At 46.1% G+C, this 11,878-nt stretch carries 11 protein-coding genes, 1 tRNA gene and 1 pseudogene; 5 read left to right on the forward strand and 8 right to left on the reverse strand.

The window, feature by feature from the left end; all coding sequences use genetic code 11:
* The first annotated feature begins 289 nt into the window (after positions 1 to 289).
* The 4 genes from ahpF (at position 290) to FTU55_RS03600 (ending at position 4,575) form a co-directional block, all read left to right on the forward strand.
* A complete protein-coding gene (gene ahpF / locus FTU55_RS03585; protein ID WP_005179083.1) occupies positions 290 to 1,855 on the forward strand; it encodes an alkyl hydroperoxide reductase subunit F in 1,566 nt (521 codons plus the stop codon).
* 193 nt (positions 1,856 to 2,048) lie between these two features.
* Positions 2,049 to 2,393: a hypothetical protein gene (locus FTU55_RS03590; protein ID WP_005178845.1), complete on the forward strand. Its 345-nt coding sequence runs from the start codon at positions 2,049 to 2,051 to the stop codon at positions 2,391 to 2,393.
* A 176-nt stretch (positions 2,394 to 2,569) separates the two neighbouring features.
* Positions 2,570 to 3,781, forward strand: a complete 1,212-nt coding sequence (locus tag FTU55_RS03595) for a YeeE/YedE family protein (protein WP_005178851.1) — start codon at positions 2,570 to 2,572, stop codon at positions 3,779 to 3,781.
* A gap of 92 nt (positions 3,782 to 3,873) precedes the next feature.
* A complete protein-coding gene (locus FTU55_RS03600; protein WP_005178853.1) occupies positions 3,874 to 4,575 on the forward strand; it encodes a VIT family protein in 702 nt (233 codons plus the stop codon).
* 47 nt (positions 4,576 to 4,622) lie between these two features.
* Here the strand turns inward: FTU55_RS03600 and FTU55_RS03605 are convergent, their stop codons facing one another.
* The 3 genes from FTU55_RS03605 to FTU55_RS03615 form a co-directional block, all read right to left on the reverse strand.
* Positions 4,623 to 5,141, reverse strand: a complete 519-nt coding sequence (locus FTU55_RS03605; RefSeq protein WP_005178855.1) for a hypothetical protein — start codon at positions 5,139 to 5,141, stop codon at positions 4,623 to 4,625.
* A 62-nt stretch (positions 5,142 to 5,203) separates the two neighbouring features.
* The gene (locus FTU55_RS03610) at positions 5,204 to 5,983 is read right to left on the reverse strand and encodes a TIGR03915 family putative DNA repair protein (protein WP_180046204.1); all 780 of its coding nucleotides are present in this window, start codon (positions 5,981 to 5,983) and stop codon (positions 5,204 to 5,206) included.
* Positions 5,983 to 7,242 (reverse strand): putative DNA modification/repair radical SAM protein, encoded by a 1,260-nt coding sequence (locus FTU55_RS03615; protein WP_005178869.1) that lies wholly within the window; start codon positions 7,240 to 7,242, stop codon positions 5,983 to 5,985. Before FTU55_RS03615 ends, FTU55_RS03610 begins: the two co-directional genes overlap by 1 nt.
* A 209-nt stretch (positions 7,243 to 7,451) precedes the next feature.
* On the opposite strand from FTU55_RS03615, the gene FTU55_RS03620 reads away from it, so the two are divergent.
* Complete coding sequence (locus tag FTU55_RS03620) at positions 7,452 to 8,495, forward strand: nitronate monooxygenase family protein (RefSeq protein ID WP_168408863.1); 1,044 nt, start codon at positions 7,452 to 7,454, stop codon at positions 8,493 to 8,495.
* Positions 8,496 to 8,562: 67 nt separating this feature from the next.
* On the opposite strand, the pseudogene FTU55_RS03625 reads toward FTU55_RS03620, so the two are convergent.
* The 5 genes and pseudogenes from FTU55_RS03625 to FTU55_RS03645 all read right to left on the reverse strand — a co-directional run bounded on the left by FTU55_RS03625 (position 8,563) and on the right by FTU55_RS03645 (position 11,509).
* Positions 8,563 to 9,152, reverse strand: a pseudogene (locus tag FTU55_RS03625) (hypothetical protein).
* Between the two features lie 222 nt (positions 9,153 to 9,374).
* Positions 9,375 to 10,394 carry a tRNA dihydrouridine synthase DusB gene (gene dusB, locus FTU55_RS03630; protein WP_257223323.1) on the reverse strand — a complete coding sequence of 340 codons (1,020 nt, stop codon included), beginning with the start codon at positions 10,392 to 10,394 and terminating at the stop codon, positions 9,375 to 9,377.
* A 231-nt stretch (positions 10,395 to 10,625) separates the two neighbouring features.
* Positions 10,626 to 10,835, reverse strand: coding sequence for a cold-shock protein (locus FTU55_RS03635; RefSeq protein WP_005178879.1), 210 nt, complete (start codon positions 10,833 to 10,835; stop codon positions 10,626 to 10,628).
* A gap of 200 nt (positions 10,836 to 11,035) precedes the next feature.
* Positions 11,036 to 11,257, reverse strand: coding sequence for a hypothetical protein (locus FTU55_RS03640; protein WP_005178882.1), 222 nt, complete (start codon positions 11,255 to 11,257; stop codon positions 11,036 to 11,038).
* Positions 11,258 to 11,432: 175 nt separating this feature from the next.
* Positions 11,433 to 11,509, reverse strand: a tRNA-Met gene (locus tag FTU55_RS03645).
* Between the last annotated feature and the right edge of the window lie 369 nt (positions 11,510 to 11,878).

Raw genomic sequence — 11,878 nt, forward strand, 5'->3', positions numbered from 1 at the left:
CTCACCTTTGTAATTTTAAATGCCATTGCTCAGGATAATGCCTAGTTTTAGTCACAAATAGCAAATCTTTGATTTTCTTATTGTCAATTCTTGAAAATTCCAGTGACAAGCCACATCTTAGAAGATAAAGCCATACATTTTTATGTGCAACTTCTGCATAAATACATGATTTTTATTATTTGATTTAAAAAACCGATTGTTTTGATAAAAACAAACCGTTTCACCAATTAAATATTTTCTCCTATCATGTCTTTATCAAATACATTTTACTCCTCTGGAGACGTTAGCAATGTTAGATCAAAATACCACAGCCCAATTAAAAGCCTTGTTAGAACGCCTTGAAGGTCCAATCGAATTAGTGGCCACTTTAGATAGCTCTGACAAATCAGACAAAATCAAAGAACTGGTAACTGAAATTGCCGCCCTGTCTGATCAGGTGACTGCACGCTTCGATGGTAACAACAAACGTGCACCAAGCTTTGGTGTCGCCAAAGCCGGTGAGCAACCGCGTGTATTCTTCGCAGGTTTGCCAATGGGCCATGAGTTCACCTCTTTGATTCTGGCATTGTTACAAACTTCGGGCTATGCACCAAAAGTGTCTGATGAAGTATTAGCTTCTATTAAAGACTTGGGTATCCAATCGGATTTCGATGTATTCGTATCGTTAAGCTGTCACAACTGTCCAGATGTGGTGCAGGCATTGAACCTGATTGCGATTTATAACCCCGGCACTACTGCTACCATGATTGATGGTGCATTCTTCCAGGATGAAGTGGAAGAACGTAAGATCATGGCGGTACCGATGGTGTTCCAGGACGGCAATCACATCGGTCAGGGTCGTATGACGCTGGAAGAAATCATTGCCAAATTGGATACCAACTCTGCAGCCAAAGAAGCGGAAAAGCTGAATGCCAAAGCTGCGTTCGATGTACTGGTGATTGGTGGTGGTCCTGCCGGGAATACTGCAGCGATTTATGCAGCACGTAAAGGCATTAACACCGGTATCGTGGCAGAACGTTTTGGTGGTCAGGTGATGGACACCATGGACATTGAAAACTTCACTTCAATCAAGAAAACCCAAGGTCCAAAATTTGCCGCTGAAATGGAAGCACACGTACGTGAATACGGTGTCGACATCATGAACCTACAACGTGTATCTGACATTAAAGGTGCAGATGAAACCGCCAACGGTTTAGTTGAAGTGACCTTGGAAAACGGTGCCAAGCTGGAATCGAAAACTGTGGTGCTTTCAACCGGTGCACGCTGGAGAGAGATGAATGTCCCAGGTGAAGCAGAATACCGTACCCGTGGTGTGGCGTATTGCCCGCACTGTGATGGTCCTTTATTCAAAGGCAAACGTGTTGCAGTCATTGGTGGGGGTAACTCGGGTGTAGAGGCCGCAATTGACTTGGCCGGTATTGTTGAGCATGTAACCTTAGTAGAATTTGATACCAAGTTACGTGCCGATCAGGTATTGCAAGATAAACTGAACAGCTTGCCAAACACGACTGTCATCAAAAATGCGCTTTCAACAGAAGTCGTGGGTGATGGTTCACAAGTGACAGCGCTGAAATATAAAGACCGTGCAACAGACGAAGAGCATACGGTTGAACTGGCAGGGATCTTTGTACAGATCGGTTTATTACCAAATACCGATTTCTTGAAAGAAACAGCAGTTGAGCTGAGCAACCGTGGTGAGATTGTGATTAACGACCGCAACGAAACCAACGTCAAAGGTGTATTTGCGGCGGGTGACTGTACTACAGTCCCATATAAGCAGATTATTATTGCTACAGGCGAAGGCGCAAAAGCATCCTTATCTGCCTTTGACTACATCATCCGTTCAGGGCAATAATTCTGCTGAATTAACTCTAGAACGCCACAAGCCTATAGCGTGCACTACCCTATAGGCTTTTTTTGTATTTCATTTTCTTACATTTAATCAACAATTTGTTATCTATTGCCAGATCAGAACTGGTTTATATTTTTGAATATTCACTGCTGTTGTGGATATTTGCCTTGAGAATAGAATTAAAAGGAATATGACAATGAATAAATTACTTGTTGCTTTAGGTCTTGCTGCTACCGTTGCTTTAGTGGGCTGTAACCGTGATCAGGCGCCTGAAACAGGTGCAACCACTGGCGAGCATCTGGAAAATGCTGCTGAACAGGCAGGTCATGATATTTCCGGTGCTGCTGAAGAAGCTTCAGCTGAAATGGATGCTGCAACGGATGAAGCTGCTGCAGAGTTAGATCAGGCCGCGGATAATGCCGCTGCGGCAACCAGTCAGGCTTGGGATGAAACCAAGGAAGCCACCAAAGATGCAACTGCAACCGCAGCCGGTGCTGTTGAACAAGGTGCTGCGAACGTGCGTGAAGAAGCCCAGCAATAAAATTCACTTCCTCGCTAAAAGCTCCCTTCCGGGAGCTTTTTTATTATTCATTTTACTAATATTTGAAATTAGAAATTTAAAATTAAAAATAGCTTAAATGACTGTTTCTGTCAGGTTAAAAGTTTAAATTTCCACTAAAATACTCAGGATTCTGATTTCTCTCCCTGTTATTGTCTATGTCTATTATTGCTGCAAAAGCCGACCGGTCGAATCGCTCGATCTGGGTCGCGCTGGTGTTATTGTTTATTGGCTGTATTGGCGCCTATCAGGTGGTGGGCATTAACCAGGCACTATTATTCCTGATTGGTGGTGCACTGGGGATGACCCTGTACCATGCTTCTTTTGGTTTTACCTCAAGCTGGCGGGTGTTTATCAAGCAAGGTCGTGGTCGCGGTCTGCGTGCACAAATGATCATGCTTGGTCTGGCAGTACTGCTGTTTTTCCCAGCCTTAGGTGCAGGTGAACTGTTTGGCAATCCGGTCAATGGTTTTGTTAGCCCAGTGTCAATGTCGGTGATGATTGGTGCCTTTATTTTTGGTATTGGCATGCAGCTCGGCGGCGGCTGTGCTTCTGGTACGCTGTATACCGTGGGTGGTGGTAGCGCACGCATGCTGGTAACACTGGTATTCTTCTGCTTAGGCTCACTGATTGCCACCACGCATTTAGACTGGTGGTTTAACCTGCCGCATCTGGCACCTATTTCACTGGTCACCAGCTTAGGTGTGATGCCGGCGTTATTGCTGAACTTTGTGCTGTTTGCCCTGATTGCCTTGGTTACCGTATGGTATGAAAAGAAACGTCATGGCAGTCTGGAGGTTGAACCGGCTGCACAGTATCAGGGCTGGAAACGCTTCTTACGTGGCCCGTGGCCGTTGGTGTGGGGCGGTATCATCCTGACCCTGCTGAACTTCGCTACTCTTGCGTTGGCTGGACGTCCTTGGGGCGTAACCTCTGCGCTGGCCGTCTGGGCCGCCAAATCGGCCAGTTTTGTGGGTGTTGATGTAGCCTCCTGGAGCTACTGGCAGCAACCAGCCAATGCCAAAGCACTGACAGAGTCGTTATGGTTTGATATTACCTCGATGATGAACTTCGGGATTATGCTCGGCGCCCTGCTGGCAGCCAGTCTGGCCGGCAAATTCGCACCGAACTTTAATATTCCAAAACGCTCCCTGATGGCGGCAATCGTTGGCGGTTTGCTGTTAGGTTATGGCGCACGTCTGGCCTACGGCTGTAATATTGGTGCCTATTTCAGTGGTATTGCCTCTGGCAGTTTACATGGCTGGCTGTGGCTGGTATTTGCCTTTATTGGCAATGGCATTGGAGTCAAACTGCGTCCATTCTTCTTCCCGGAAGAACGCCCACAACCGGAAAAGCTGACCGGCTGTTAATTCCTGACTTGCCGTTCAAAAAGCCCCAAAAGTTGGGGCTTTTTTCATCTCTGGGTTAAGATAGCCGCATACAATAAAAAATCAGGCGGGCTATGAGTTATTCACATCATCATGAAAAACATTATATTTTAAGAACGGGCTGGTTACGTGCTGCGGTGTTGGGAGCCAATGATGGGATTATTTCGGTGACCAGTCTGGTGATCGGGATGGCGGCCAGTGGTGCTTCCAGCCAGACCCTGCTGATTACTTGTATTGCCGGCCTGATTTCAGGCGCCAGTTCCATGGCTGCCGGCGAATATATTTCGGTCAAATCCCAGGAAGATATCGAGCAGGCTGATCTGCACATGGAATCCAGAGAACTGCGTAAAAACCCCGATCTGGAACTAAAAGAACTGACCCATATTTATACCTTGCGCGGCCTGACGCCTGAGCTAGCGCATGAAGTGGCGGTACAGCTGACCGCCAAAGATGCCCTAGCCGCCCACGCCCGCGATGAAATCGGCATTCATGAAAATACTGCCGCCAATGCGGTACAGGCGGCGGCATCCTCGGCGATTGCATTTTCTTTAGGGGCGCTGTTGCCTTTACTGACCATTGTCTTTAGTCCGGTGGAATATCTGGACCGAAGCATTGTGATTGTAGGTGTCTTATCGCTGGCCTTACTCGGTGCCCTGTCCAGCTATTTTGCCGGCACCTCCATGCTCAGAGGCAGCTTGCGGGTCACGGTCTGGGGCGTGGTGGCCATGCTATTCGCACACTGGATTGGCTCGTTGTTCCATGTCACACCTTTATAAAAAAACCGCCAAGCAAATCGGGCGGTTTTTTTACCTTAGGGCTGTGTTTACTGTAAAGCCGCTTTCAGGTTACAGCCATAATTCATGGTTTGCTGCACCTGACGATAGCTGGTATAGCGGTTTAAAATAAAATCGTAAAAATTGTCGGCATTGGCAAAATTCTGCTTTAAATTTTCCTGTTGAGCCTGGGGCAGCTGGATCTGATCAAGCAGTTCCAGATTATAATGTCCGAGACGATACATCTCGGCAAAATAGCCATTCATCATATCGCAATAGCCGGCTTTGGTCGGCTTTAAGGCGGTACTGCTGACCAGATGCTGGTTCAAGGTCATCAGATTATCGGCATCTAAAGGAAACTGCTGGGCAAAGGCAATACTTTCCAGCTGCTTAAACTGCTGAAAATCGGCTTCCAGTTGACGGTTTAAGGCACTAAAGCGCTGCTGTAGCTGCTCTGCACTGGCCACCTGGTACTGTTCAGGCTGGACCTGTACCTGCTCTGCCTCATGTGGTCCACATGCTGTCAAACCTGTTATTGTGAGCAAAACAGCCCCTACATACCCCTTCATGCTTTTACCTTTTCCACGATACAACCCGGGCATTATACTGATGAAACCGGCCGGGATGAAAGTTAGAGCGACTTTTCATTCATATAGCGCCAGTAACGTTTCGGTACATACTGAATATGCAGCTTCATGTTCTGCCGTGCCTGAATATTGACGCTGTGAAAATAATCTTTCCACAGCTGGTCATATAAAAATTCTTCAGCATCCAGCTCGATACTAAAGGCCTGACTGTGGCCACTGCCCAGCTGGAGATCCAGCTGCCGGGCATTCATCTGAACCTGATGCACATCATCCAGATCATAATAAATGCCGTAATCACGCTGTTCGTCATAAATCAGCCAGCGCTGATCTTGGTAACGCGCCTTAAAATGCCGCTCGATCAGCGGTAATACATTAAAATCTGGCCGCACCAGACTTAAGAACAGACCATCCTGACATTTTTTAAAGCGTACAAAAGCTTCCATGCGATGTTTTTCCCGGCCCACCTGCTTGGCCCACTGTGCCATGCCCAACACCGCCGGATGGCCATAATTACCATCCACCGCATGGCCGTGTTGAAAAACATAAATGCAAAAATCAAACAGATGCTGAAAGGCCTGTTCCTGCTCCGACAAAAAGCACAGATAAAACTGACGCAAGCTGCCGGGCTGGATTTTCTGTTTCAAGCCCTGCCAGACCCGCCGCCCCTGCACATCCTGTGAAGACACGACAATAAACTCATCAAACAGGCCATGCTGGGACTGCGGATTGGCGGTAATGTGTACATCAAACTCTTGAAAGCGAAATGCCCGAAACACACAGCAAAGCAAGCCGGTGAGCGTGCCATCAAAGCAGTAGGTGGCCATTAAAAAGCAAAGCCCAGTTGTGGCGAGAGCTGCTGCTGATATTTGGATTGCCCCGACTGTAAAATCTGCTGGCGAATCTGCTGCGCTGGCGGCTCTTTTTTAAATTTCGGGCTGTCGGCACAGCGAATAAAATGCTGGGCACGGTTATAGGCCACGCCCATGCGTTTTAGCTGATCTATATGAATGTGCCCAAACCGGCGCGCCTGCACAATTTTCTGCGCCGAACGCACGCCTATACCCGGCACCCGTAAAATCAACTGGTAGTCGGCACGGTTGATATCTACCGGAAAAGCCTCTGGATGACGCAGTGCCCAGCCCAATTTCGGGTCGACATCCAGGTCTAAATTGGGATGTTGATCATCCACCAGTTCATGCGCAGCAAAACCATAAAAACGCATTAACCAGTCACTTTGATAGAGCCGGTTTTCACGCAGCAACGGCGGCGCTGAACCGACAGCGGGCAAGGCCTTTTCCTGTGTATTAATTGGAATATAACCAGAAAAATAAACCCGTTTTAGCTTGAATTCTTTGTAGTGCCGATCGGCCATCATAATAATGTCTTGGTCGGTTTCATTATGTGCACCCACCACCATCTGCGTGGTTTGTCCGGCCGGAACAAACTTCGGTACCGATTTGATGATTTTCGATTCATCTTTCAGTTGAATCAGGCGATCGCGGACAATACCCAAATCCTTCTGCACTTCGGCATGACTTTTTTCCGGGGCAAACTGCTGTAGTCCGGCTTCGGTCGGCATTTCCAGATTAATACTCATCCGGTCAACATATAAACCGGCTTCGGTAATAATTTCCTGAGATGCGCCCGGGATGGTTTTTAAATGAATATATCCATTAAAGTTTTCTTCCAGCCGCAGCTTTTTCACCACCTGTAGCATTCGTTCCATGGTGTAATCGGCCGATTTAAAAATACCGGAACTTAAAAACAGCCCTTCAATATAATTGCGCCGGTAAAAATTTATGGTCAGATCGACCACTTCCTGTACGGTAAAGGCTGCGCGTTTCACATCATTGGAACGCCGCGACACGCAATAGGCACAGTCATAAATGCAAACATTGGAGAACAGGATTTTAAGCAGCGAAACACAGCGCCCATCTTCGGTATAGCTGTGACAGATGCCATTACCGGTATTGCCCAGCCCTTGGTCTTTATTTTTGCGCCGACTGCCACTCGATGAGCAGGACACATCATATTTGGCAGCATCGGCTAAAATTTGCAGTTTTTCACGGATACGTTCAGACATGCGTTTCAGCAGAAATCAGGAGATAAGCTGATTATAAAAAAGCGAAAATGTTGCGCCTAGCAAGCCGATGCGTTAGCACGACCCAGCTTGTCGCAACGAATGTAACTGCTGTGTAAGAACCGGCAGATTATTTAAAAAATAAATAATGATTATGATTTGCTAATTTTGTTCAGCTTGGGCAAAGTGTAGGAAGAATAAGGAGAAATCGCATGTCTATATTGGAACAGCTCGGCATTAAACATCCTATTTTTTTAGCGCCGATGGCCGGTGTTTCGACACCTGAACTGGCTGCCGAAGTTTCCAACCAGGGCGGCTTGGGTTCACTAGGTTTAGGGGCCAGTTCAGTGGCGTCTGCCCGAGAACAGATTTTAAAAACCCAGGACCTGACCGACTGCCCTTTTCAGGTCAATTTCTTCTGTCATCAACCCGAGCCGCTGGATGAAGCTGCTGCTCAGGTCTGGCTGGATTATTTAAGTCCGCATTTTGTCCATTATGGCGTAGCGCTGCCGACCCAGCTCAAAAATCTGTATCCTAGTTTTTTAAGCAATGATGATTATCTGAATCTGGTGCTGGAAACCCGCCCTCAGGCGGTGAGTTTTCATTTTGGTATTCCGCACGCGCATCAGATTCAGGCGCTAAAACAGGCCGGGATTATCACCATGGTCTCTGCCACCAATCTGGCCGAAGCACAAGCCATTGAAGCGGCGGGTATTGATATTATTATTGCCCAAGGCGTAGAGGCTGGCGGTCATCGTGGCCTGTTTAATGCCGCTATTGATGGCGGTATCCGCACGGTAGATTTAGTGACTTTACTGACCCAGCACTGTCAGATTCCGGTGGTTGCGGCTGGTGGAATTATGAATGGTCAACATGCACAACGTGTCATGAACCTTGGCGCAGTTGCGGTGCAGCTCGGGACCGCCTTTGTGCAATGTAAATCTTCCAATGCCAATGAGGCGTATCGCAAGGCTTTATTTAGCCAGAGCTGTACCCAAATTACCGATTCAATTTCCGGCCGTCCGGCACGTGGTCTGGTCAATCAATGGCACCGTTTGGTGGATACACCAAACCGTCCGGCGGTACCGACCTATCCGTATACTTATGATATTGGCAAGCAGTTACATGCCGCAGCCAGCCAGCAAGGCGAACAGGGATTCGGTGCATTCTGGGCCGGTGCCAATGTCGGTCTGATTCGTGACATGGAAGCCGGTGATTTAATTAATCAACTGGTGCTGGAAATGACCAGTCACTAAGCGAGAACAATAAAAAAACATCTCCGCGGAGATGTTTTTTTATTGGCTTAATAATGGCTTGAATACTTTAACGGGTGACACGTTGCCAGGCATCTTTGGCTGCAAATTTAGCTTCTTCCCAGTTTAGACGGGAATCGCCTTTCATCTGTTCCCATTTGGTGCGCAGTTCTGGCTCGGCCCGGTCAAAATCGACATTTTGTTCATATAAAGGACGGTTTTCATAGCCCAGACGATAGGCCCCTCGATAATCACGGTCATAGTCGACATCGGCATAAACACTGCGGGTTTCATTATAATATGGACGGTTCTGGTACTGATCACGCCAGTACACATCTTCTGCAGTCGGATCAATCGCATCGGCAATTTCATTACCGGCCAATCCACCCACTACACCACCGGCAATACCACCCACTACGGCACCGACTGGTCCAGCTGCAGCACCGACGGCAGCACCGGTTGCCGCCCCCCTAATACACCGACACTAGTACCCACAGGATGATCGCCTGCTTCATTCATATCCGGGACACGATTGGTGTCCAAATCAGGACGTGCATTCACATCGGTCGGGTCGACATTTAAACCCTGGCTTCGTTCTTGTGGTAATTCTGTTGAGGTCTTATGGCTAAATTCAGTCACAGGACGATTAGTATTGGTCATGTTGAAACTCCCTGGATCATTGTTATTAACAAGACTGGAATATCATCTTGCCAAGTGAAGACTTACCTAGCATAGAGCAAGCCAAGCCCTGCAATGTCCAAGTCCTGTCCGTGTTCAGTGAGCGTATGTTGCCCTGTGTTCAGGTCTGTAGAGATTGTAAACGGATAAAATCGGGGATAAAAAATGGCGCTCTAATGCGCCACAATTATGATAGATATTTAATTATTTGGTTTCTAACAGATTCACCTGTTCAACCTGCACATCACTCATGATGTTGCCATGTTCTAACAGTTGATTAAAATAGTTTTCCACCACCTGATACTGCTCGGCCGTGCTTTCCACACGGTACATATTCTGGCGGAATTCATTGCTAGAACGCAGTCCTTTGGTGTACCAGGCAATATGTTTACGTGAAATACGGCAGCCTGAATATTCTCCATAAAAGCTATAAAGTTCAGATAAATGCCCAAGCAATACCTGTTTGACTTCTTCAATACTCGGTGCAGCCAAATGTTCACCGATCGTCAGATAATGGGCAATTTCACGGAAAATCCAGGGACGGCCTTGTGCCGCACGGCCAATCATAATCGCATCTGCACCGGTATAATCCAGCACCATTTTAGCTTTTTCCGGACTGTCGATGTCGCCATTGGCAATGAGGGGAATATTCAGCTCGGCCTTAACCTGCTTGATTAACTCATAACGCGCCGTGTTCAGGTACATATCTTCGCGGGTACGACCATGCAGGGCCAGCGCTGCAATACCGGCCTGTTCAGCACGCTTGGCCACACGCAGAATATTTTCCTGACCGTTTAAAAAACCGAGTCGGGTTTTTAAGGTTACCGGCACATCGACTGCTTCCACCACTGCATCTAAAATCCGGGCGACCAGATCTTCATCTTGTAACAACGCCGAACCCGCCAGCTTGTTACATACTTTTTTGGCAGGACAGCCCATATTGATGTCGACAATCTGTGCGCCATTGGCCACCTGATAACGCGCAGCTTCAGCCAGATCAGCCGGATCAGAACCGGCAATTTGTGCAGAAATCGGCGCGATTTCACCATCAAAGTTGGCCCGATACAGACTTTTTTTGCTCATGCGCAACGTCTTGTCCGAAGTCATCATTTCACTGACTGCATGGCCTGCACCAAAATATTTGCACAGTGTTCTAAACGGCCGATCCGTGACGCCTGCCATTGGTGCCACCCACAGCTTTCGCTCAATAGGACGATCAAACAGTTCTTGAATGACAGGATGTGAACTCAATGTAGGAACCTCGGGAAACAGAAAATGCGCAGCGAATCTTTCATAGGGGAGAAAATCGGATACGGCGCTAAAAACCGGGCTAGTTTAAAGCCTTCTGACCAAAATTTCTATGCATCTGTACCGACCACAGCACATCTGTTTTTAGCAGATGCTAAAAAAACAAAAGCCCATCAGAAGATGAGCTTTTTGCAGCGAAACCGGCAATTAGATTGCAGTAATACCGCTGGCCTGGTCGCCTTTTTTACCCGCTACGATGGTAAATTCAACGCGCTGGCCTTCATGTAAAGTTTTGAAGCCCTGGTTGGTAATTTCGCTGTAATGAGCAAAAACGTCCTGACCTGAATCTGCCTGAATAAAACCAAAACCTTTAGTTTCATTAAACCATTTCACAGTACCAGTAACTGTATTTGACATAAGATAATCCTGTATTAAAAAACTTTTAAATTGGTCATAGATAAACCAATAATTAACTGGAAAATGACTTTGAAACTAAAAATCTGATACTACGAAGGATATTAAAAAACGACGGAGGGAAAAGATTTGCTGAAACAATAGTAATTCTTCTAGTTAAGGACCACTATACAGACTTCTGTTCTGAATGCAATAAAAATAAATTAATTCAATTTATATAACTGATTTAAAGCAATATAAAAACTTTTACCATCCAGGTTAAATTCCACCTGCTGGCCGGACTGAAGCTCAATCATTTTACCGACTTCCACCCAGATAAAACCTTGGCTCGAGCGCTGCTTCTTTTTCAGCGGCATTACTTTTACAAAAATTTCCTGACCATTGACTGCAGTGGCCAACTGCCAATTTTCTACATTATTCAACATAACTGACTCATTATATGAGCTTAGGTGATCATTTAAGAAAGCTGTTCAATTTTATTAAAATTTCATCTTTCAAAAATCGGATAAAAACACAATCAAATTTGATTATTTTAAACTTTTCACTGTCCCAATTCTCACAATTATGGACAAATATTCAATCACTATAAGCATTAAAAGTTGGATGCGGGGGCCGGATTTGAACCAACGACCTTCGGGTTATGAGCCCGACGAGCTACCAGACTGCTCCACCCCGCAAAGGAGAGTTAGCTTTATACGCTCTATATTTGCTAAACACAAGGTTTATTTAAAATACACACTAAAATAACCACGGTTCTACGCTAAAATAATTCCCTTTATTTTGATTAGAAAATTTTGCAATCATTAAAAAATAACAGATAATATTTTAAAAAATAATTCAGATGATTTTATACAGCATCTCCCTTATTTATTTAAATATTTTCTTAAAATAACAGAAGATCATCAAATTAAAATCAGCGGGCAGAGTAAAACTTGAAGTGCGACATAAACCACCTAATTAATTTAAAGGGTTTATGGAGTATATAAAATTGTCATACCATCATCTTAGCTTTGAAGATCGTACTGCATTAATGCTTGAGTCAAGAA

The organism is Acinetobacter sp. YH12117, from assembly GCF_013418865.1.
GTDB classification, from domain to species: Bacteria; Pseudomonadota; Gammaproteobacteria; order Pseudomonadales; family Moraxellaceae; genus Acinetobacter; species Acinetobacter indicus.